Here is a 21,125-nt window from a genome sequence, read left to right on the forward strand (position 1 = left end):
GCTTGCTAGGGGGTAAGCTAGGCCGGTGGCAGGCCGAAGGCCGGGAACAGGCTGGGGCCGAGCGGCCCTATGAAGATCGTCAAGGAAGCGATCCCGCCCTCGGCTGGCTCGAACACATGCAGGGAATGGGCCCGCCACGCCGGGTCATCGTGGCTGCGGGAATAGACCCCGACCGCCGGTTGGCCATTGGCCGCGGTGGCCAGCGTGCGGAAGCCGCCGAACCTCGGCCAGACGGTCTCGAAGAAACCGCGGATCGCTTCGCGGCCTTGATACCATTCGCGCCAAGGCGGCATGGTATAGATGGCGTCCTCACGCAGGAGCTCGATCAAACCTTCGAGATTGGCGGCCTGCCAGGCCTGCATGTAACGTTCGAGCAGCAGGCCTTCTTCGGCGTTGGGCCGTGATCGGCTGGCCGGCCGTCCGCCAGGATAGCGCGCCGCCAGCGTTGCGCGGGCGCGCTGCAACGCGCTGTTGATCGAAGCCGTCGATCCGCCCAGCAAACGCGCCGTCTCGACGGCCGACCATCCCAGGACGTCGGCAAGCAGCAGCGCGGCGCGCTGCCTGGGCGGCAGATCCTGGATAGCGGCGACGAAGGCGAGCTGGACGGCCTCGCGGCTCTCGTAACGGGCTTCCGGACCTGGCTCGCTGCCGGCAATGTCTGGAAGCTCGGCGTCGGGGTAGGGCTCCAGCCACGCGACGTCAGCTACGGGCCCGCCTATGGCCGCCCCGTGCGACGGCGGCCGTCCGGGTTCCCGGAGAATGCGACGCGCCCTCGACGTCGCCTTGATGGCGTTAAGGCAAGCATTGGTCGCGATCATATAGAGCCAACCGCGAACCGAACCCCGCCCGTCGAACTCCGACCTTGCGCGCCAGGCGCGAAGCAACGTGTCCTGGACGAGGTCGTCGGCCTCGTGCAGCGAACCCATCATGCGATAGCAATGCAGCTTGAGCTCGCGGCGATGCGCGGCCGTGACCTTCTCGAAGGCCAGCCGATCGAGGATCGGCTGGCGTGCCGGTTCCAGAGGTGGTTGAGCGTCTGTCATGCTACTTTCGGGTTCCGGGTCAGGTTTGCATTACGCGCGCCTCAGGCGGCCGGGGCAAGCCCGCTCCCGCTCACCATGAAGGAACTGCCTTGCGGCTGGCCGGTGGCGAGTGCGACCACCGCCCGTCCGACATCGGCCGGCGTCTGCATGTCGGTCATGGCGGCGATGAAGTCCGCCGGCTGGATGCCCATATAGGCCGCGATGCTGTCGACGCCGGCCTTGCCCACGCCGGTCTCCGGCATGATCCGCATCGGCGCGAGCGCCATGAAGCGCAGGCCGAGGCCAAGCCGGTCCGACTCCTTCTGGCTATGACCGGCCAGGAACATCTGCATGCGTTTTGCGCCGGCATAGCCGCCGGCATTGGGTGGCCCACCGCTCAAGGCCGCGCCGCTGGAGATCAGAACGATCCGGGTTCCCGGCTTGAGCGGACGGCGCAGAGCAGCCCGGCAAAACAGGAACGACGCCTTGACGTCGGTGTCCCAATTTGCCGAGAAGGCCTTCCAGTTCTGTTCATGCACCGGCGCGGAAGGGGCCAGCGCACCTGCGCAGATCACCAGCACGTCCGGCTCAAGCGCGGCGAAGACCTTATCGGGGGCGGAGTCCACCGTCGCATCGATCGCGAGCGTCTTCACGCCGGAGACCTCCCAGGCAAATTGCGCCAGGGCCTGTTTTCCGCGGGCGACCGCCAGCACCGTCGCTTTCTCCTTGAGGGCGACCTCCGCAATGGAGCGGCCGACACCCCGGCTGCCTCCGACGACGACGACATTCTGATTTTGCAACGATCCCATGGATCACCTCTCTGTTCCCGGCCGCCGGACCATCCAGGCGCGCTCATCGATAAGGACAGCGCAGGTGGGCGGAAATCATCGGTGCCAGGCAGAAATATCTTTCAGGTGACGGCAGCGGCGCGCCAGTTTTGTATTCGGTGTCATTACCTCGGGGGTAATCGACCAGCGCGCAACGTCCCGGCAAACTGCTCCCATCAAGCCGGTTGTCCGGCTTTCGACCACAAGGAGTTACACCATGACCGCCTACGCCGTCGCCCATATGCGCCAGGTCACGCCGGGGCCGCCGATCGTCGAGTACCTGCAGAAGATCGATGCCACGCTTGAGCCGTTCGGCGGGCGCTTCATTGTGCATGGCAGCGAGGTGGACGTGGTTGAAAACACCTGGCCGGGGCACCTCGTCATGATCGAATTTCCAGACATGCAGCAGGCGCGCGGATGGTACCGCTCGGCCGCCTATCAGGAGATCTTGCCGCTGCGCACCGAGAATTCTCAGTCCGATGTGGTCCTTGTCGACGGCGTTGCGCATCCGCACAAGGCCACCGACGTACTTGAATAGGGCAATGATCGGCTACGATCGGCTTCTATGGCGCCGCCATCTGTCCGGCGACACTGAATTTGGATCGCGTCTGCATCGGCAGCTTCACCGCCCCTGCAGCACCTTGATCGCGTTGGACATGTCGCCGTGCGACAATGCAGCCAGATAATCCGAGTAGTTGATCCTCCCGTTCGCGAAGCCGTTCATCAATCGCGTGCAGAACGTGTGTTCCAATCCGGCGTCCGGGACGTTCATGAGCGCGGCGAGGTTTGCCCTTTCAACCTTGCCGAACCGCATCTTGAACTTGGTCATGCACCGCTGGATCGCCTGCCGCTTCAGCGCCGGGCTGCCGCTCAACGCGACTTGTCCATTCTGGAAATCGGTCTTCGATGTCGTACACCCAGAAATCAAAGTGGCCGATATCAAAGCTGTTGCTAATACTAGCGTCTTCATTGCTTCCCCCAAACCAACCCATTTGAGACCTGTTAAAGCAACAAAGAATGCTGGGCAATTTCATTGAATGGAAAACTGAAAATATGGTTTTTTGCGGAGGTCGGAGGTTCGTTGCTTCTGCCTGTTAACCTATCGTTTCAGCAGAAATACCGCCTGCTGGCCGAAAAAGTTCCAGAACCACCACGGCATCGAGAAGCCGATCCGCTGGCCGTTGGCGTCGAGCGCGGTTGCCTTTTCCACCGTCGCGCCCAGTTCGTCGCATAGATTGACGAAATCGCGAATGGTGCAGAAATGGATGTTGGGGGTGTCGTACCAGTAATAGGGCAGGTCCTTGGTCACCGGCATGCGGCCGTTGAAGAGCAGCGAAAAGCGTACCCGCCAGTGGCCGAAATTGGGGAATGAGACGATGGCGCGGTTGCCGATCCGGAGCAGTTCGTCGAGCACCAGCTTCGGATTGCGGGTCGCCTGCAAGGTCTGCGACAAGACGACAAAGTCGAAGCCCTTGTCGGGATAGAATTGGAGGTCCTTGTCGGCATCGCCTTGAATGACCGACAGGCCGCGCGCCACGCATTCGTTGACGCCGCGCTGCGACAGTTCCAGCCCGCGGCCGTCGACCTTCTTGGTCGCCTGCAGCAATTCGAGCAGCAGGCCGTCGCCGGAACCGACGTCCAGCACCCGCGACTGCGGCGGGATGAGATCGGCGACGACTTCGAGGTCGACGCGCTGGGCGCGGTTGACGCTCATTGGCTCGGCTCCTGCCTGGCGCATGGTCCTGACCCGAAAAGTCTGCAACTTTTCGGGGCCATGCGCTGATGCCTGGCGCATGATCCTGATCCGAAAAGTCTGCAACTTTTCAGGGTCATGCGCTGATGCCTGGCACATGGTCCTGATCCGAAAAGCGTGCAACTTTTCGAGGTCATGCGCCGAGCCCTCTAGCCCGGGCCGCCGAGGCGATGAAGCCTTTGATGGCGGCGAACAGTTCCGGCTCGTCGAGCAGGAAGGCGTCGTGGCCGCGGTCGGTCTCGATTTCGACGAACGATACCGAGGCGCCGGCCGCGTTCAGCGCGTGAACGACCGAGCGGCTCTCCTCGGTCGGGAACAGCCAGTCGCTGGTGAAGGAGACCAGGCAAAAACGGGTCTTGGTGCCGGCGAAGGCATCGGCCAGCCGGCCGCCATGGTCGGCGGCGAGATCGAAATAGTCCATCGCCCGGGTCATGTAGAGATAGGAGTTGGCATCGAAGCGATCGACGAAGGTCATGCCCTGATGGCGCAGATAGCTCTCGATCTGGAAGTCGGCATCGAAGCCGAAGGTCAACGCTTCGCGGTCCTGCAGGTTGCGGCCGAACTTGCGGTGCAGCGCTGCTTCCGACAGATAAGTGATGTGGGCGGCCATGCGCGCCACCGCCAGCCCCTTTTCCGGTCGCTTGCCGTGCTCGAAATATTTGCCGCCATGCCAGTCGGGGTCGGCCATCACCGCTTGCCTGCCGACCTCGTGGAAAGCGATGTTCTGCGAGGAATGGCGGGCGCCGGTGGCGATCGGCAGGGCCGAGAAGACGCGCTCGGGATAGCTGGAGGCCCATTGCAGCACCTGCATGCCGCCCATCGAGCCGCCCAGCACGCTGAACAGCTGTTCGATGCCGAAATGCTCGACCAGCATCAGCTGCGCCCGCACCATGTCGCGGATGGTGATGATCGGCAGGTCGAGTCCGTAAGGCTTGGCGGTTGCGGGATTTGTCGAGGCGGGGCCGGTGGAACCGAGGCAGCCGCCGATGACGTTGGACGAGATGACGAAGAAACGGTCGGTATCGATGATCTTGCCGGGGCCGATCAGCACTTCCCACCAGCCCGGCTTGCCGGTCACCGGATTGGTGTTGGCGACATGCTGGTCGCCGGTCAGCGCATGGCAGACGAGGATGGCGTTGGAGCGCGCGTCGTTGAGCGTGCCATAGGTTTGGTAGGCGATCTGGAACGGCGACAGCAGCGTGCCGGCGTCGAGCTTGAGCGGCTTGTCGGCGCCGAAACGCAACACTGGGCTCGACGGCTGGTCGGCCTCGTTGTTGGTTTTTCGAGCGCGCAAAGCGACCATCACATCTCCTTGCCCGGGCTTTAGTTGTCCACCGGTCTGGGCAACAAAAACCGGCCATGCCTTCGCAAAGCCGGTTACAAGATGCAAACGGCCCTTTAGCAAGTTGTTTAACGTGGCTGCAAGCCGACCGGCCAAATCACCACGGAACTGTCGATGCTCTTCTAGGACTGACGCATGGCTTCGTCAACGGCAAGTTCTTGATCCCGAATTGCCGCCCCTCGACATTCCTGGCCACGGCTTGTATTTCCGCTGCGGCCTCCGGATGGAGGCATCCTCGACGGATTTCATGGAATGAGCCAGACACCGGATCAGACACGTCCAACGCCCCGCGCCGGCATCATGGACATCGAAGCCTATGTGCCCGGCAAGAGCGCGGCGCCGGAAGGTGTCGCCAAAGTCTACAAACTGTCGGCGAACGAGAACCCGCTCGGTCCTTCGCCAAAGGCGATAGAGGCCGCGCGCGCGGTCGCCGACAAGCTCGCGGTCTATCCCGACGGCAGCGCCAGGCGCCTGCGGGAGGCGATCGCCGAGGTGCATGGGCTCAATCCGGCGAACATCGTCTGCTCCAACGGTTCCGACGAGATCCTGGGCCTGCTTGCGCAGACCTACCTCGCGCCCGGCGATGAAGCCATCATCACCGAACACGGCTTCATGGTCTACAAGATCTACATACAGTCGGCCGGTGCCGTCCCGGTAACGGTCAAGGAGACCGATGAACGCGCCGACATCGATGCGATCCTCGCCGCGGTGACGCCGCGTACCAGGATCATCTTCCTTGCCAATCCGAACAACCCGACCGGCACTTACGTGCCGTTCCAGGAGGTGCGCCGCCTGCATGCCGGCCTGCCGCGAAACGTGCTTCTGGTGCTGGATGCCGCCTACGCCGAATATGTCCGGCGCAACGACTATGAAGCCGGCGTCGAGTTGGTGGGCAGCGCGGAAAACGTGGTCATGACCCGCACCTTCTCGAAATTGGGCCTCGGTGGCGCGCGGATCGGCTGGATCTATGCGCCAATGCACGTCATCGACGCGATCAACCGCGTGCGCGGGCCTTTCAACGTCAATGCGACGGCGATCGAGGCCGGCATCGCGGCGATCCGCGACCGCGCTCATATCGAGCGCAGCGTCGCGCATAACGAGACCTGGCTGGCCTGGCTGAGCGAGCAATTGACCGGGCTCGGGCTGCGGGTGACCCCGAGCGTCGGCAATTTCATCCTGATCCACTTTCCCGAAGACAAAAAGCATTCGGCGGCGGCCGCCGACGACTACCTCAGTGCGCGCGGCTACATATTGCGGCGCGTTTCCGGCTACGGTTTTCCCAACGCGCTGCGCATGAGCATCGGCACCGAAGAGGCCAATCGCGGCGTTGTCGCAGCACTCGCGACATTCCTGAAAAGCTAGGGCACCATGACCTCACCGATGTTCGAAAAGATCGCGCTGGTCGGCATCGGCCTGATCGGTTCGTCGCTGGCCCGCGTCATCCGCCGCGAGGGACTTGCCGGCCAAGTCGCCATTTCGACGCGCAGCGAAGCGACGCTGGAGCGGGCGAGCCAACTCGGCCTTGGCGACACCTACACGACAGATGCGAAAGAAGCGGTTCGCGATGCCGATCTGGTCATCGTTTCGGTGCCGGTCGGCTCTTCAGGCACGGTCGCCCAGGAGATCGCACCGGCGCTGAAGAAGGGCGCCATCCTCACCGATGTCGGCTCGACCAAGGCATCGGTGATCGCGCAGATGCAGCCGCATGTGCCTGATGGCGTGCACTTCATCCCCGGCCATCCTTTGGCCGGCACCGAAAAATCGGGACCGGATGCCGGTTTTGCCGAACTGTTCGAGAACCGCTGGTGCATTTTCACGCCGCTGGCCGGCACCGATCCCGTGGCGCTGGAAAAGCTCTCGGAATTCTGGCGCCGCTGCGGCTCCAACATCGACACGATGGACCCGCAGCATCACGACATGACGCTGGCCATCGTTTCGCACCTGCCGCACATCATCGCCTATAACATCGTCGGTACCGCCGACGATTTGGAGTCGGTGACCAAGTCCGAGGTCATCAAATACTCGGCTTCCGGCTTTCGCGACTTCACCCGTCTCGCGGCGTCCGACCCGACCATGTGGCGCGACGTCTGCCTGCACAACAAGGACGCCATCCTCGAAATGCTGGCGCGGTTCTCGGAAGATCTATCCTCGCTGCAGCGGGCGATCCGCTGGGGCGACGGCGAAAAGCTGTTCGACCTGTTCACCCGCACCCGCGCTGTCCGCCGCTCGATTATCGAGGCCGGCCAGGACATCGACGTACCGGATTTCGGCCGCCAGGCAGTCGAACACCCGCCGAAGGGATAAGCCGCGGCAAGCCGATCGCAGGCCGTACCGCCCCAGAACGGTTCATCGTTTCACGGAAACGCCGAACCGGTCTATCTTTTTGTTTGACGCAATCCGGACGGAAAACCGTTCACAATTTCCTGGAATTGCTCTAGTCGAGCGGCTTGATCTTGCCGAGCGGGATGAAGCCGAGCGAGGCCTTGCCCTTGACGATCTTCAGCGGCATCGACGGTGCGTTGCCGAGCAGCGCCAGTCCGGCGAAGCCGGTCTGGATTTCTTTCTTCTGCTCGGGGATGGCGGTGGCGAGGATTGCCGCCACGGCCTTCGGATCATTGAGCTTGATCATCAGGTCGGCATTTATGAGACCATCATTGTCGACCGACAGCGGTCCGGAAACGGTGATGCGCGCAGTTCCGGACGACAGATCGAGCTCGCGGATTTCGACCGCCTGGCCGCGCAGGCTCTTCGGATTTGCCTTGATCAGCGTCACACCGTTCTTCAATGTCACGTCGCCGCTGCCGTCGAGTGGCGGCAAGACGCGCCCGCCGATGGCCTCTGCGTCGATTTCGAGATCGGTGAAATTGCCGGCATAGTCGATGTCCTGGCCGTTTGGGCGCAATTGTCCGGTGGCGGTTCCGGCGCTGAACAGCGAGACAGGATCGGTGTCGTCCGCCGGATCGGTCTGGCCGGACAGGCCTTCTGCCTGCAGCGAGAGGCGCCCCGGCAGCGGCCAGGACAGCTTCATGTCGGCCCGCAGATCATCCCAGTCGATCCACAGCGGCGTCATGCCGGGAACAGAGGTCCTGAGCGGCCCCCTGAACTCGGCGGCAGGCGACAGAAGCCGCGTGATCTGCGTGGCGGCGTTGATTTTGCCTGTCGATGCAGCGACGTTGCGGCTGTCGTCCTCGTAAGCCAGACTGTCGCAGGAAAGGGTGAAGGTGAAGGGATAGCCGCTGACCGCAAGATTGGCGCAGTCGGCCTTGATGCCGTTGTCGTCGAGATCGGCGACCGCCTTTTCGGTTGCGCTCTCGACCAGATCCGCCAGGTAGAACCAGCCGGCGCTGTAGATGCCGAACAGCACGAGGATGAAAGCGGCAAGCCACAACAGGCGGCGACGTTGGCTGGGCGGCGGGCGCTCGTCACTTGACGTCATGCTGCGGCTTTCGTTAACGCGGGTGACACGGGCGGGCTGTCGCTTTCGGCAACAACAGGTAGACGGACTGAAACACCACCGGTGGGGTGGTTCGTCACAATCAGGCTTGGCGATATGGGCGATTTTTGGGTTTTTGGCTACGGCTCACTGATCTGGCGGCCGGGATTCGCACATGTCGAGACGCGGCGTGCCCGCCTGCATGGCTATCGCCGTTCGCTCTGCGTCTATTCTTTCGTGCATCGCGGCTCGCGCGAACGGCCGGGCCTGGTGCTCGGCCTCGACCGCGGCGGCTCCTGCATCGGGCTGGCGTTCCGGGTTCCAGGCGAGCTGCGCAACGAGGTCATCACCTATCTGCGCGAACGCGAGCTGGTCACCAACGTCTATCTCGAGCGTGTGCTCAGCGTTCGCCTCGACAAGCGTGAAACGGATGGGGGCGAGACGGTCGAAGCCATCGCCTATGTCGTGGACCGCAGCCATGAGCAATATGCCGGTGCGCTCGACGCCGCCGAGGCAGCAGCCGTCGTTCGCGGCGCCGTCGGCCAGTCGGGGAGGAATGAGGATTACGTGCTCAGCACGCTGGAGCACCTCGAAGCACTGGGTATAAGCGATCGCTGGCTGGAAGAGGTGACAAGACGGGTCGCGACGTAGCTTCTTTGGTCGTTGACCATGATGCTTGCGGCGTCGTGGTCCGGGCTACATCCTGAAAATCTGTTTGCCAAGATCGGCGCGATCCAGGCTGTTTGCCACGGCGAGCTTGAACTCGGTCAACGGGCGGAGACCGCCGACAGGAACGTGGAAGCCGGGCTGGCCGAAGATGTCGATGATCTCGCGTAGCACAGGTCGTTCGGCTTCGACCGGCGGCGAAAAGAAGTAGCGATAGATATTCGCCCTGATCTCGACGCCGCTCAGCAACACATCGAAATTGTGAAGTTCGAAGCGCTCGGCACTCATGCCGCCATTGATCACCATCTGCCCGCCGAGCGCCAGGGTGCGGATCAATTCGCCGCTGACAGGTCCGCCGACATTGTCGATAATCCCGTTCAATCCGGCGCCACCGGTGATATCCATCACAGCTTCCCGGATACCTGCCTTCAAGTCCGAAAGGTCAAGAATGGCGGCGACGCCAAGCGTCTTCAGATCGAAGCTTTGGTGCGAGCGCCGCACCAGAGCGATGACGTTGATGCCGCGTCGTTGGGCGAACTGCATCACCATTGTCGAAATCGACGAATAGCCGGCCGTGACAGCCAGCCACTGGCCAGGCCGCACACGGGAATCCACCATCAGATCCCACGCGGTAATGGGGTTCACCATCTGCCCGGCGCGTTCGACCGGATAGCCGGCAGGCAACGGGATCAGCCATTCGGCGGGAATGGCCGCGTACTCGGCCCAACTGCCATAATAGCTGAACGCGACGAGCGTGCCCGGTTCCAGCAAAACGTTCGCGCCAACGGCTTCGACGATGCCGGCGCCATGGTTTCCCGCGATCTGCTGGGGAAAATGCGGCTTCTTCGGTTCGGGATAGAGGTTCTGGATAAACAGGAAGTCGCCCGGATTGATCGAGGCCGAGACCATCCTGACCAGCACCTCGCCATCGCCGATCCGCGGCATCGGCAGGTCGTCAACGTAGAGCACGTCGCGCGGCGAGCCGATGGCGTCAAATACAATTGCTTTCATGCCGGTCTCCATAACAAACGATCCGGGGCAAACAGTCTGGGCTTGGCCAGACCGTGCCGAAATTTGCGTCGGCGCCGCGGAACTTATGGCCGGCCGGCAAAGGCCAGAATTGGCAGATTTGACAATCTATGTGCTAAACTTGCCAATTTCCTCAGAGGGGCTGGTTTGGAAGCCGGACACGGCGCGGCGGGTCGCGGTTTTGTGAAGCGCCAGCGGGTTGGAAAAGAGGCTATGCGTTTGACGTTGCCATGGCGCGACATAGGTTAGCCCGGTCGGCGGCTCCCACCCGCCTCAGCATGAATCACCATGGAGATCAGCCTTGCAGAAACGTCGTCTCGGTCGCACCGACCTATCCATCGCGCCATTGGTTCTGGGCGGCAATGTGTTCGGCTGGACCGCCGATGAGAAAACCTCGTTCGACTTGCTCGACCGCTTTGTCGACGCCGGTCTCAACGCCATCGACACGGCCGATTCCTATTCGCGCTGGATTGCCGGCCACCAGGGCGGCGAATCCGAAACCATCATCGGCAAATGGATGAAGAGCCGCGGCAACCGCGACAGGGTTGTCGTCATCACCAAGGTCGGTTCGGACATGGGGCAGGGCAAAAGGGATCTGTCCGCCGCCTATATCGAAAAGGCCATTGATGCCTCGCTGAAGCGGCTGCAGGTCGATACCGTCGATCTCTATCTGTCGCACTGGCCCGACCCTGCGACCCCGTATGAGGAAACGCTCGGTGCTTACCAGAAACTGCTCGACAAGGGCAAAATCCGCTATGCCGGCGCTTCCAACCTCGACGCCGCCCAATTGCGCGCCGCATTCGACGCAGCAAGCCTGCGCGGCCTGCCGCGCTACGAGGTGCTGCAGCCGGAATACAACCTCTACGACCGCTCGTTCTTCGATGGTCCGCTGCGTGATCTGTGCGTGGCCGAGGACATCGGCGTCATCACCTATTTCAGCCTCGCCAAAGGGTTTTTGAGCGGCAAGTACCGCAGCGAAGCCGATCTCGGCAAAAGCCCGCGCGGCGGCGGTGTGAAAGGGTATCTCAACGCGCGTGGCATGCGCATTCTCTCAGCGCTCGACGCCGTGTCGGCCAGACATTCGGCCAAGCCGGCGGAAGCGGCGCTGGCCTGGGTCATGGCGCGCCCCGGCGTCACCGCTCCGATCGCCAGCGCGACGACGCTCGGCCAGCTCGACAGCCTGGTGCGTGCGGCGTCGTTGCAGCTCAGTCCGGACGATATCGCCGAGCTCGACAAGGCCAGCGCATAGCCGCGCACGATCGTTCAAGACCCGCACCGCTGCCTTGCCTACCGTCCTACATCGTCACAGGATGCAGGGACGCCGCATGGCCGGACAGGTTCTTCTCGATCAGCAGCTATGGCAGCAATTGCTGGCGCTTGTGCTGGCATCGGCCATCGTCATGGGCAGCCCGGGGCCGGCGACGATAAGCGTCACCGCGGTCGGCGCCGCGTTCGGCCTGCGGGATTCGCTCCGCTATGCCTCGGGGATCGTTGTTGGCACGATCCTCGTGCTCGTGGTGGTGGCGACGGGCATCATGGCCGTTCTCGCCGCGTTGCCGACGCTCGCGGCGCTGCTGGCGGTCGCCTCGGCAGCCTACATCCTTTACCTGGCGTTCAAGATAGCGACGGCGCCGCCACTGACGGCACGCGTCCGTGGAGCGGCGCTTCCCACTTTCCTTGGCGGGTTTCTTCTGGCTGTTGCCAACCCGAAAGCCTATGTGGCGATTGCCGCCGTGTTCGCCGGCGCGTCTTCCGGCGCCGGCGGTCTCGGTATTTCAGCCAAGCTGGGGGTTCTCACCTTGATGATCGTTGCCATTCATCTCTTGTGGCTTCTCGCCGGCGCAGCCTTTGCACGTTTGCTGCGCAAACCGCTGGCTTCGCGGATCATCAATCTGGTGTTTGCCGTGACGCTGGTTGCAACAGCCGCCCTGGCTGCCCTGCCGTGAGCCCTTGTGGCATCTGAGGCCGTTGCCTCAGCCTTTCAATTCAGGTTTCGCGTCCAGCTCACCAAGCCTTTTCACCGCAGTCGGCGGCATCGGCGGCGGGTTCGGCGTTTGCGACGCCTCGACGAGGAGCTGGTCGCAGGCGGCCTCCGTCTCGCCGATCAGCCGTTGCATGAATTCGTCCTTGCCGAGGCCGGGCGGGATCGGCGACAGGAAGCGCGCCTTGATCGTGCCGGGATAGCGCAGGAATTTGCGGCGCGGCCAATAGAGGCCGGCGACGTGAGCGACCGGCACCACCGGAATGCCAAGTTGCGCGTAGAGTTCGACGATGCCGTATTTGTAGACCGGCTCGTCGCCCGGCGCCCGGCGCGTGCCCTCGGGATAGATGATGAGCTGGCGGGGATTGCGCGCCAATTCCTGTTTGGTCGCGGCGATCACCATCTTCAATGCCTTCGAGCGGCTGCCGCGGTCGACCGGAATCATCCGCATCTTCAAGATGTACCAGCCGAAGAACGGGATCCAGGTCAGCTCCCGCTTCAATATGTAAACGGGATCGTCGAGGAACGGCAGGAAAGCGATCGTGTCCCAGAAGGACTGGTGCTTCGGCGCCAGGATGAAGGAGCCTTCAGGCAGGTTCTCCTGGCCGGTGATCTCGCTTCTGGTGCCGGCGATCTTGTCGTAGAGCCACATGCTGGTGCGCGACCAGAATTTCGGCACGAACCAGGCGCGGTGGCGCGGCGACAGGAAATAATACGGGGTCCAGAGGATCATCTGGACGATCAGATTGAGGTAAAAGGCGAGATTGAACGCCAGCGAGCGGAAATAGAGCATACAGCAAGTGCCCGGTGAGGAGGTGTGCGTTGGTTACACCAAGCGCCGGCAAAAAGGAAACGGTGCGAGGCGGGCGATCGGCCCGGTTTTGCGGTAGGCCGTCCTTCGTCACGCCTGCCACGCCGCCTGCAGCAGGCGCTGCTTCAGGCGTGGGGCGGCGAAGTCGAGGAACGCGCGCAGCTTCACCGGCAGCAGCCCTTGGCCGGCGTGGACGAGGCTCACCGGCCATGGCTCGGGCTCGAACTCCTGCAGCACGGGGCGCAGCGTACCCGACCGAACCGCGGCGGCGATCTGGTAGGAAAGCAGCCTCGTCACGCCGACGCCAGCAATCGCCGCATCGATTGCCGCCTCAGCGGTGTTGACCCGTAACCTGGAGCGGACCGGTACGGTGAATTCGGCCTTGCCGGTGGCGAAACTCCAGGCGGAGGCGTTGAGCCCTTCGAAGGTGATCGCACTGTGTGCTGCAAGCTCTTGCGGCGTTTTCGGCGTGCCGTGCTCGGCGAGATAGGCCGGGCTCGCGCAAACGACGCGGCGGATCGAACCCAGGCGGACGGCGACCAGGCTCGAATCGGCAAGGGCGCCGATGCGGATGGCGAGATCGATGTGCTCTTCGACCAACTGGGTTATCCGGTCGGCGAGTGTCAGCCGCACACTCACGTCGGGGTAGGCGGCGAGAAAGGCGGTGACGACCGGCAGCACATGCAGGCGGCCGAAGACGATCGGCGCGGTGACGATCAGTTCGCCGGTCGGGGCGCTGTACTCGCCGGCGGCTATTCGCCCGGCCTCGCCGACCTCGTCGAGAATGCGACGACAGGCGGCGAGATAGGCGTGGCCGGCATCGGTCAGCGACAGCTGCCGCGCCGAGCGGTTGAACAGCCGTGTCTTCAGGTGCCTTTCCAGGTCCGAAACCTTGCGGCTGACCGTCGTCAGCGGAATGCCGAAGCGACGCCCGGCAGCCGAAAGGCTGCCTGTCTCCACCGCGGCAACGAAAAGCGACATGGAGTGGAGGCGATCCATAACTTTCCCGAAAAAATTGACCCTTCCGAAGAATGGAAGGACGCATCGCAGATATGGCATCTGCTTCTCGAAGATGGAAGTATCTACTTTTGGTGAGTAATGCAGCGCAGCTCGGAAGTTGAGGAGGGTCTTCATGAACGCTCACACCAGCGATGTTGCCTTCACACCGACGGTGAAGGCGATCCAAGCCCGCAAGGGCTCGCGCCAGGCCTATGCCCGTGTTGAGGAGCGTGGTGGCTGGCAGGCGGCAATCACGCCCGATCTCGCCGCCTTCATCGAGGCGCAGACCAGCGTCTTCCTGTCGACCGCCAATGCTGACGGGCAGCCTTACATCCAGCATCGCGGCGGGCCTGCCGGTTTCCTCAAGGTGCTCGACGAACGGACGATCGGCTTTGCCGATTTTTCCGGCAACAGGCAGTTCATCACCCAAGGCAATCTCAGCGACAACCCACAGGCTTTCCTGTTCCTCATCGATTATGCCCACCGGCAGCGCATCAAGATCTGGGGCACAGCGCAGGTCGTCGAGGGCGATGCCGAACTGATGGCAAAGCTGATGCCGCAAGACTACAAAGCGCGACCCGAACAGGTCATCCTGTTTACCGTTTCTGCCTGGGATTCCAATTGCTCACAGCACATCCCGCAGCGTTTCGAAGCGGCCGATGTGGCGGCGGCTCTGGCCGAACGCGACAGGCGTATAGAACGGCTTGAGCAGGAGATCGCGCGCTTGCGCTCGGGTGCAACAGCCAGGGAATAAAAACTGCCGGTGCCGTTCAGTTTCCGCCCGCGGCGTCGGCCAGCGTGACGCTGTTGGGCGGTTGCTTCACCGGCATGATGCCACGCGCCAGCGCCAGCAGGTATTTGCTGTATTCGGTGAACAGCACGCGCAGCGCTTCCGGCTTGGTCAGCCAGCCGCCATTCCCGAGGTTGGTGTTGACCACCGGATAGGGTTCAAGCCTGGCGCCGCGTAGCAGCCGGCCCATTTCCAGCAGGCTGCGCGGCATGTGATAATTGTTGGTGACGAGGATGACCGTGCCGTAGGCATGGTCCTCGACCCATTTGGCGCTTTCCTCGGCATTGCCGATCGTGTCGAGCGCGGCGCGGTCGATGTCTACGCAGCAGGAAAACAGCCTCTTGTCGCCGCCGGTCGCGGCTTGAAGCTGGCGGCGGCTGGCGGAAGGATGGACGCCGCTGATCAGAAGCCGCTCGCCCTTGCCGGACGCAAGCAGGCCCATCGCGGCGTCGAGGCGCGACTGACCGCCGGTCAGCACGATGATAGCGTCGGCCCTTGCCGGATTGGCGGGCGTCGTCAGACGGCTGACGGTGTTGGCGAACCAGCCGAAGCCGGCGACAAACAGCGCCACAAGGGCGAGCAGAACGAGGGCCGAAAGTCGCAAGGAGCGGGCTGCCAGCAGCCGCCCGTGTGTGGCGAATTGATCCGGCTTGGCAAATTCATCAGGCCCGGCGAATTCATGCGGACGCGCAACCAGCACTGGCATGCACCCAGCGGTATCGGTCGAGTCCCGAACGTCCATCATGAAATGGTTAATCCCGAAATACGGCCTTTGGTAGGAAAAAAATGCAATTTTCGTGACGATGCGTTTTCATCCGTGATCGATCTTTCCTTTAGCCGGCGTCCGGCTGGCGAATGTCGATGTCGCTGAGATAGGTAACCACGGTGAAATGGGAGGTTGCCGCGGTCAGCGCGCCGATCACCAGCACCATGACAGCGACCCCGAGATAGCCTGCGGAGCCGATGGCGAAATTGCCGAACAGGGCGGTCGCCTGGTCGGCCTGCGGCGTCGCCATATTGCGTGACGACCACCAGGAGAAGACGATGAAGACGAGTATTGCCGCGGCGCCGCCTGCCGCGGCGCCCTTCATGCCGGTGACCAGAAAATGCCGGCGGAATTCGCGCGCGATGAAGCGCGCCTCGGCGCCGACGAAATGCAGCACCTCGATGATGTGGCCGTTGCCGGCCATGGCGCCGCGTGTCGCGAACACCACGGTCAGCACCGTCGCCGACAGCATCAGCGCCAGCACTGCGATACCGATCGTTACCGTGGTGCGGGCCATGGCAACCAGCCGGTCGACCCAGGTGCGATGATCGTCGAGCGAGGCGCTCGGCAGCTTCGGCGTGATCGCCGCGCGCAGTGCGGCGAAATCGGGCGGACTGTTCTCGTCGATGGTGATGATGATCAGACGCGGCACCGGCAGCTCATCGATGTTCAGGCCCGAGCCCAACCAAGGCTCGAGCAGCCGGGCCGTCGCTTCGCGGTCGACGATCCTGGCGCTTTTCACGCCGGGGAATTCGCCGGCGATCTGCGAGGCCAGCGCAAGTGCGGCCTCCATGTCGAGGCCGTCGACCGGCTTGATCTGGATGGTCGCCTCGCGCGAGATCTGGTTCTCCCAGACCGAGGCGGTGTCACGCACCAGCGTGACTGCGCCAAACGTCAGGCAGGACAGAAAGGTCATGATGGCGATGACCAGCACCAGCGCCCGGCCGGCGATGTTCTGCGCCGGCACGATCGGCGCCATCTTGCGCTGGACGCGGGGCTTGGCCGCCGCGGCGTCGTGACCCTCGAAGTGTTCGACGGAGAGCTCAGTCATAGATGTCCAGCCTTCCGCCGGCCAGGATCATGCGCCGTGCGTCGACCTGTTCCATCAGGCCGAGGTCGTGCGTGGCGATCACCACGGCAGTGCCCAGCCGGTTGAGCTCGATGAACAGCCGCAGCAAGCGTCGTGCCAGCGGTGGATCGACATTGCCGGTCGGCTCATCGGCGAGCAGGATCTCGGGCTGCTCGATCAACGCACGGGCGATCGCGGCGCGCTGCTTCTCGCCGCCAGACAGCACCGGCGGCAGCACATGCATGCGTTCGCCGAGGCCGACCCATTTCAGCAGCTCGGTGACGTCGGTGCGGTAGGTCGCCTCCTCGCGGCCGCGCACGCGCAGCGGCAATGCCACGTTCTCGTAGGTGGTCATATGGTCGAGCAGGCGAAAATCCTGGAACACCACCCCGATGCGGCGCCTCAGATGCGGCAATTCGGTGCGCGAGATGCGCGAGCGGTCCTTGCCGAAGATGGTGATCAGGCCGCGCGTCGGCTTCAGCGACATGAACAAAAGCCGCAGCAACGTCGTCTTGCCGGCGCCTGAAGGTCCGCTCAGGAACTGAAAGGAGCGCTCCGGAATGTGCAAGGAGATGTCGCGGAGGATCTCCGGACCCATGCCATAGCGGAGGCCGACATTTTCGAAGCGGATCACTTTCGACGACCTGAAATTCTCGGCGGCAAGATGCCAGCCCTTTCTGTGGAAAGACCATCGGCCGGCATGGTTAACCGACGGTTAATTTGGGGGCTTTTCAAACGAGTCACAGGGGTTCCGGTGGGGAAGCGTTAACCATTTCCGTTTACCCAAAGAAACGAACAGCGAACAGGTGCCGTAGTGTTGGGCCACGATGGCTGAGGATCGAACCGCGCGCCCGGTTTCCGGCGAAATCATGACCGATGCGGCCGCCGAGCCGGAACGCATCATGCGCGGCGTGACCGCCGACGTCATCGATGCCGATTATGAGGTGCTGCCCCGCCATTTTACGCGTCCAGACTTTGCGCCGCCGCCTGCGCGCACGATTTCCGCCCCTTCGATCGAAGGCATGGACATGTTGCGCAAGCCGGAAACCGCCGTCGAACGGCCGTTATGGGTGCACGGTGGGCCGATCTTCTGGATCGCCGGCGTCGGTGCCGCCTTGGCCGCCTTCTGGATTTCGGGCGGCCATGCGCTGGTTCGTTAGAACGGCGCCAGAAAATCAACAGGTCACCAGATAAACGATTTGCGACGCGCAGGGGACGGTTCGCGGGCGCCCTGCCAAAGATTTGGCCTTGCCAGACGGCTCGACATGCCTAGAAACGGGTTGAAGACCGTTTTCGGTCAGCTTCGCCTACAAGGCGATCATTTCTGGAAAGGCGGCCAATGCCAGTTGTGCGCGGCAAGGACATCGAAGTCCTGTTTTCGGCGTCCGCCATCGCGCGGCGGAATCTGGAACTTGCCAAGGAGATCGCCGGGCACGACTACCACGACCTTCTGGTAATCTCGGTGCTGAAGGGATCATTCATCTTCGCCGCCGATCTTATCCGTGCCATGCACGATGTCGGCCTGTCGCCGGAGGTCGAGTTCATCTTCATCTCGAGCTATGGCGCCGGGACAACCAGCGGTGAGGTGAGGGTGCTGCGCGACATCGACAACGAGGTCGCCGGCCGCGATGTGCTTCTCATCGACGACATTCTCGAATCCGGCAAGACGCTGAGCTTCACCCGCGACCTCATGCTGTCGCGCGGCGCGAGGAGCTGTGCCATCGCCGTGCTGCTCGACAAGCGCATGCGCCGCCAGACCACGCTCAACGCCGACTATGTCGGCTTCGACTGCCCCGATTATTTCGTCGTCGGTTATGGCATGGACGTCGCCCACGCGTTTCGCGAATTGCCGTTCGTCGGCATGGTCAAGGGCGACGCTTGAGGCCTTTTTGATAATTCTACTCCGGCGGACACCTGACGCAGTGTTCTGCGCTTCCTGCAGCGCAGCGCGTCCTTTGGACGCGCAAAGGACGCTGTAGCACTTTTGATTTTGCGCATGATGCTTTCCGAAATCGAAACCGAGTTCGGGATCAAGCGCGAAGCTCCCGGACTCGAACGTCCGCTCCCCTCCGGTTCTCGAAAACCACGCCATCTGACTCGCCGGAGCGAATTCTGAAAAGGCCTCATCGACACTCAGCGCCTTCAGGAAACATCAACTTTTCCTCGCCAAATATCCTGCCCATGGCAAAGCTCTTGATCGTTGAGGACGATGAATCCGTCCGCACCCTCGCCGCCCGTGCGCTCGAACGCGCCGGGCATAATGTCACTATTGCCGCCGACGGCGCGCACGGTCTTTCTCTGATCCGGGCGGCGCAAGGGGGCTACGACCTTGTGCTGTCCGACATCCGCATGCCGGAGATGGACGGCATCGAGATGGCCAAGGCGGCAGCGGCGCTGTTCCCGGCGATGAAGATCATGCTGATGACCGGCTTTGCCGATCAGCGCGAGCGCGCCGAGGAATTGGACGGCGTTATTCTCGATGTCGTGCAAAAGCCGTTCACGCTGGCTGAAATTCGCGCCCGCGTCGAACAGGCGCTCGCCTGTTTCGCCTAAAGCCCAAGGCCGACCCCTTCACGCAGGGTCGCAGGTCGCAGCGATGGCTGGCGCGCCGCTCCGGCGCCGGCTGGCATTGAGCGCAAACAGGCCGGCGCCGATGATGAGGGCTGCGCCGGCCGCCGTCGCCGGTCGCGGCACTTCGGCAAAGAACAGAAAACCCCATAGCGGCGACCAGATGATACCGGTGTATTCGAAGGTGGCGACGCTGTTGGCGGGCGCCAACCGGTAGGCCTGCGACAACAGGATCATGCCGGCCGAGGCAACGAAGCCGCATGCCCCCATCTTCAGCAGATCCGACGTCGTCGGCCAGACCCATGGCCGGACTAGGAATTCGAGGCTCGGATGCACGGCATGATCGATGTCTGCCAGCCAAAACAGCCCCGCCACCAGGGCAGCACCGGCCAGATAGGCGCCGTTCTGGTAAAACGCCATAACGGTCGAGGATTCGGTGTCGCCGATCTTGCGTGCCATCAGTTGCGAAAAACCGTAGAGCAGAGCCGAGCCTAGCGACAGCAGCGCCGCCCAGTCGAACACGCCGGCACCCGGGCGCGCCATCACCAGCACGCCGAGCATGCCGACCAGGACGGTGGCGAGCGCCTGCCAGGACACGCGTTCGCCGAGATACGGGCCGGCCAGCGCCATGATGAACAGTGGCGCCATGAAATAGAGCGCCACCGCGTCGGCCAGCGGCAGGGCGGCGATTGCCAGATAGTAGGCCGTGTAGGAGGTGAACTGGATGAAGGCGCGCATCGTCAACATGCCGAACCGCTTCGACTGGATCGCCTGCAATCCGACGTCGGCGTGGACGAGGAAAACCAGGATCGGCAGGGCGACGATCGAGCGGATCGCCATCACCTCGGTGACGGGATAGCGGCTCGACACCGCCTTGACCAGCGGGTCCTGCAGTGAAAAGACCAACACGCCGAGACAGAGGCTGAGGATGCCGAGCACAAGCCGATTCTGCATGGGCGCTCCGGTCTCCTGCGCGCCGGCCGGAAGCAGGCCTGCATCCGGGTAAAAAGAACCCGCCACCGTTTCGGGCAGCGGGTACGAGTGAGGACTTTTGATTGGTCCGCGGCCGATTTCGCGGCCGCATATCCAATGGGTGAGGCGACTATCGTCCGCCGTTTGACATGTTGCAAACGAATTGGAATGATGCCAGCAATCAGATTTTCTTATGGCGGGCACATGCGACCCAATCTCGACAGCGACCTCTTGCGCACCTTCGTCGCGGTCGCCGACACCGGCAATTTCACCAAGGCGGCGGAGCGGGCCGGCCGCACCCAGTCGGCGGTCTCGATGCAGATGAAGAAGCTCGAAAGCATGGTCGGCGACAGCCTGTTCGAGCGCGGCTCGCGTGGTGTGGCGCTGACGCGGCGCGGCGGCGAGCTCATCGCCAACGCCAGGCGCATCGTTTCGCTGCTCGACGAGACGGCGGCATCGATGGTCGCGGCGCCGCTTGGCGGGCCGGTGCGCATCGGTATCCCGGAGGAATATGGCCACGCGATCCTGTCGCGCGCGCTCGGTGCCTTTGCCAAGCGCCATCCTCAGGTCGACATCACCGTCCGCTACGCGCATTCCGGTGCGCAGATCGCGGCGCTCGCCGCCGGCGAGCTCGATCTGGCGGTGGTGTTCGAATGGCAGGATCTCTCGGGCGGTGAGGTGCTGATGCATGATCCGACCGTATGGGTGACGTCGGAGCTGCATCACATGCATGAGGACCGGCCGGTGCCGATCGCGCTCTACAACCGCGCCGGCTGGTGCAAGGATTTCGCGATAAAGTCGCTGGAACAGCGCGGTCTCGCCTATCGTGTCGCCTACACCAGCGATACCAATGGCGGCCTGCGGCTCGCCGTCACCTCCGGGCTGGCGATTGCGCCGATCTCGCGCAGCAACATTCCGGCCGGCTGCCGCGAACTTACGGCCGCCGACGGCTTCGGCGACATCGATTCCTCGAACGTAGTGCTGCGGCGCAATCCGAACGCTTCCGGCGAGGCGATCGACGGCATGGAAGAGGCGATCCGCGAGGCGTTCACCAACCGTTAAACACGTCGCTCGGTCCGGCGATAGCTGCCACCACG

At 63.1% G+C, this 21,125-nt stretch carries 25 protein-coding genes and 1 riboswitch; of the genes, 12 read left to right on the forward strand and 13 right to left on the reverse strand.

Features of this window, described 5'->3' with window-relative positions; genetic code table 11:
* Positions 1–17: 17 nt before the first annotated feature.
* Positions 18–1,043, reverse strand: coding sequence for an RNA polymerase subunit sigma-70 (locus NKJ09_RS20950; RefSeq protein WP_352483500.1), 1,026 nt, complete (start codon positions 1,041–1,043; stop codon positions 18–20).
* Positions 1,044–1,084: 41 nt separating this feature from the next.
* On the reverse strand, positions 1,085–1,831 hold the full coding sequence (locus NKJ09_RS20955; protein ID WP_352483501.1) for an SDR family NAD(P)-dependent oxidoreductase: 747 nt from the start codon (positions 1,829–1,831) through the stop codon (positions 1,085–1,087).
* Between the two features lie 235 nt (positions 1,832–2,066).
* Here NKJ09_RS20955 and NKJ09_RS20960 point away from each other — a divergent pair, with 235 nt between their 5' ends.
* Positions 2,067–2,387 (forward strand): DUF1330 domain-containing protein, encoded by a 321-nt coding sequence (locus NKJ09_RS20960; protein WP_023721111.1) that lies wholly within the window; start codon positions 2,067–2,069, stop codon positions 2,385–2,387.
* Positions 2,388–2,471: 84 nt separating this feature from the next.
* On the opposite strand, the gene NKJ09_RS20965 is transcribed toward NKJ09_RS20960, so the two are convergent.
* On the reverse strand, positions 2,472–2,678 hold the full coding sequence (locus NKJ09_RS20965; protein ID WP_352483502.1) for a hypothetical protein: 207 nt from the start codon (positions 2,676–2,678) through the stop codon (positions 2,472–2,474).
* On the opposite strand from NKJ09_RS20965, the gene NKJ09_RS20970 reads away from it, so the two are divergent.
* Positions 2,677–2,886, forward strand: coding sequence for a hypothetical protein (locus NKJ09_RS20970; protein WP_352483503.1), 210 nt, complete (start codon positions 2,677–2,679; stop codon positions 2,884–2,886). The genes NKJ09_RS20965 and NKJ09_RS20970 overlap by 2 nt on opposite strands.
* 62 nt (positions 2,887–2,948) lie before the next feature.
* Here the strand turns inward: NKJ09_RS20970 and metW are convergent, their stop codons facing one another.
* Positions 2,949–3,563, reverse strand: a complete 615-nt coding sequence (gene metW / locus NKJ09_RS20975; RefSeq protein ID WP_023721109.1) for a methionine biosynthesis protein MetW — start codon at positions 3,561–3,563, stop codon at positions 2,949–2,951.
* A 172-nt stretch (positions 3,564–3,735) separates the two neighbouring features.
* Positions 3,736–4,905 (reverse strand): homoserine O-acetyltransferase MetX, encoded by a 1,170-nt coding sequence (gene metX / locus NKJ09_RS20980; protein WP_292661143.1) that lies wholly within the window; start codon positions 4,903–4,905, stop codon positions 3,736–3,738.
* 75 nt (positions 4,906–4,980) lie between these two features.
* A riboswitch (SAM riboswitch) is annotated at positions 4,981–5,058 on the reverse strand.
* Between the two features lie 138 nt (positions 5,059–5,196).
* Here metX and hisC point away from each other — a divergent pair.
* Together hisC and NKJ09_RS20990 are read left to right on the forward strand one after the other, a co-directional pair.
* Complete coding sequence (gene hisC, locus NKJ09_RS20985; RefSeq protein WP_023721107.1) at positions 5,197–6,306, forward strand: histidinol-phosphate transaminase; 1,110 nt, start codon at positions 5,197–5,199, stop codon at positions 6,304–6,306.
* Between the two features lie 6 nt (positions 6,307–6,312).
* The gene (locus NKJ09_RS20990; protein WP_352483504.1) at positions 6,313–7,248 is read left to right on the forward strand and encodes a prephenate/arogenate dehydrogenase family protein; all 936 of its coding nucleotides are present in this window, start codon (positions 6,313–6,315) and stop codon (positions 7,246–7,248) included.
* Between the two features lie 130 nt (positions 7,249–7,378).
* On the opposite strand, the gene NKJ09_RS20995 is transcribed toward NKJ09_RS20990, so the two are convergent.
* Positions 7,379–8,380, reverse strand: coding sequence for a DUF2125 domain-containing protein (locus NKJ09_RS20995; RefSeq protein WP_352495625.1), 1,002 nt, complete (start codon positions 8,378–8,380; stop codon positions 7,379–7,381).
* Positions 8,381–8,494: 114 nt separating this feature from the next.
* Between NKJ09_RS20995 and NKJ09_RS21000 the strand changes: the two genes are divergently transcribed.
* Positions 8,495–9,028, forward strand: a complete 534-nt coding sequence (locus NKJ09_RS21000) for a gamma-glutamylcyclotransferase (RefSeq protein ID WP_352483506.1) — start codon at positions 8,495–8,497, stop codon at positions 9,026–9,028.
* A 45-nt stretch (positions 9,029–9,073) separates the two neighbouring features.
* Here the strand turns inward: NKJ09_RS21000 and NKJ09_RS21005 are convergent, their stop codons facing one another.
* Complete coding sequence (locus NKJ09_RS21005) at positions 9,074–10,054, reverse strand: quinone oxidoreductase family protein (RefSeq protein ID WP_352495624.1); 981 nt, start codon at positions 10,052–10,054, stop codon at positions 9,074–9,076.
* A 319-nt stretch (positions 10,055–10,373) separates the two neighbouring features.
* On the opposite strand from NKJ09_RS21005, the gene NKJ09_RS21010 reads away from it, so the two are divergent.
* Both NKJ09_RS21010 and NKJ09_RS21015 read left to right on the forward strand, forming a co-directional pair.
* Entirely contained in the window at positions 10,374–11,321 is a 948-nt protein-coding gene (locus tag NKJ09_RS21010; protein ID WP_352495623.1) for an aldo/keto reductase, read from the forward strand.
* Positions 11,322–11,397: 76 nt separating this feature from the next.
* Positions 11,398–12,018 (forward strand): LysE family translocator, encoded by a 621-nt coding sequence (locus NKJ09_RS21015; RefSeq protein ID WP_352495622.1) that lies wholly within the window; start codon positions 11,398–11,400, stop codon positions 12,016–12,018.
* A gap of 27 nt (positions 12,019–12,045) precedes the next feature.
* On the opposite strand, the gene NKJ09_RS21020 is transcribed toward NKJ09_RS21015, so the two are convergent.
* On the reverse strand, positions 12,046–12,846 hold the full coding sequence (locus tag NKJ09_RS21020) for a lysophospholipid acyltransferase family protein (protein WP_023721099.1): 801 nt from the start codon (positions 12,844–12,846) through the stop codon (positions 12,046–12,048).
* A gap of 108 nt (positions 12,847–12,954) precedes the next feature.
* Positions 12,955–13,863, reverse strand: a complete 909-nt coding sequence (locus tag NKJ09_RS21025) for a LysR family transcriptional regulator (RefSeq protein WP_352495621.1) — start codon at positions 13,861–13,863, stop codon at positions 12,955–12,957.
* A 133-nt stretch (positions 13,864–13,996) separates the two neighbouring features.
* Between NKJ09_RS21025 and NKJ09_RS21030 the strand changes: the two genes are divergently transcribed.
* A complete protein-coding gene (locus NKJ09_RS21030) occupies positions 13,997–14,617 on the forward strand; it encodes a pyridoxamine 5'-phosphate oxidase family protein (protein WP_352515876.1) in 621 nt (206 codons plus the stop codon).
* A 16-nt stretch (positions 14,618–14,633) separates the two neighbouring features.
* On the opposite strand, the gene NKJ09_RS21035 is transcribed toward NKJ09_RS21030, so the two are convergent.
* The 3 genes from NKJ09_RS21035 to ftsE form a co-directional block, all read right to left on the reverse strand.
* Positions 14,634–15,398 carry a YdcF family protein gene (locus tag NKJ09_RS21035; protein ID WP_352495620.1) on the reverse strand — a complete coding sequence of 255 codons (765 nt, stop codon included), beginning with the start codon at positions 15,396–15,398 and terminating at the stop codon, positions 14,634–14,636.
* An 88-nt stretch (positions 15,399–15,486) separates the two neighbouring features.
* Positions 15,487–16,470, reverse strand: coding sequence for a cell division protein FtsX (locus NKJ09_RS21040; protein ID WP_352495619.1), 984 nt, complete (start codon positions 16,468–16,470; stop codon positions 15,487–15,489).
* A complete protein-coding gene (ftsE, locus tag NKJ09_RS21045) occupies positions 16,463–17,122 on the reverse strand; it encodes a cell division ATP-binding protein FtsE (protein WP_023677923.1) in 660 nt (219 codons plus the stop codon). Before ftsE ends, NKJ09_RS21040 begins: the two co-directional genes overlap by 8 nt.
* Positions 17,123–17,315: 193 nt before the next feature.
* Here ftsE and NKJ09_RS21050 point away from each other — a divergent pair, with 193 nt between their 5' ends.
* From NKJ09_RS21050 to NKJ09_RS21060, 3 genes are all read left to right on the forward strand, one after another.
* Complete coding sequence (locus NKJ09_RS21050) at positions 17,316–17,648, forward strand: hypothetical protein (RefSeq protein WP_352515877.1); 333 nt, start codon at positions 17,316–17,318, stop codon at positions 17,646–17,648.
* Between the two features lie 179 nt (positions 17,649–17,827).
* Entirely contained in the window at positions 17,828–18,370 is a 543-nt protein-coding gene (hpt, locus tag NKJ09_RS21055) for a hypoxanthine phosphoribosyltransferase (protein WP_023721145.1), read from the forward strand.
* Between the two features lie 299 nt (positions 18,371–18,669).
* Entirely contained in the window at positions 18,670–19,041 is a 372-nt protein-coding gene (locus NKJ09_RS21060) for a response regulator (RefSeq protein WP_023721093.1), read from the forward strand.
* A gap of 18 nt (positions 19,042–19,059) precedes the next feature.
* On the opposite strand, the gene NKJ09_RS21065 is transcribed toward NKJ09_RS21060, so the two are convergent.
* Positions 19,060–20,010 (reverse strand): DMT family transporter, encoded by a 951-nt coding sequence (locus NKJ09_RS21065; RefSeq protein WP_352483513.1) that lies wholly within the window; start codon positions 20,008–20,010, stop codon positions 19,060–19,062.
* A 222-nt stretch (positions 20,011–20,232) separates the two neighbouring features.
* Between NKJ09_RS21065 and NKJ09_RS21070 the strand changes: the two genes are divergently transcribed.
* Positions 20,233–21,090 (forward strand): LysR substrate-binding domain-containing protein, encoded by an 858-nt coding sequence (locus tag NKJ09_RS21070; RefSeq protein ID WP_023721091.1) that lies wholly within the window; start codon positions 20,233–20,235, stop codon positions 21,088–21,090.
* The last annotated feature ends 35 nt before the right edge of the window (positions 21,091–21,125 follow it).

Origin of the sequence: Mesorhizobium sp. M0189 (assembly GCF_040322135.1) — a bacterium.
Lineage (GTDB): Bacteria > Pseudomonadota > Alphaproteobacteria > Rhizobiales > Rhizobiaceae > Mesorhizobium.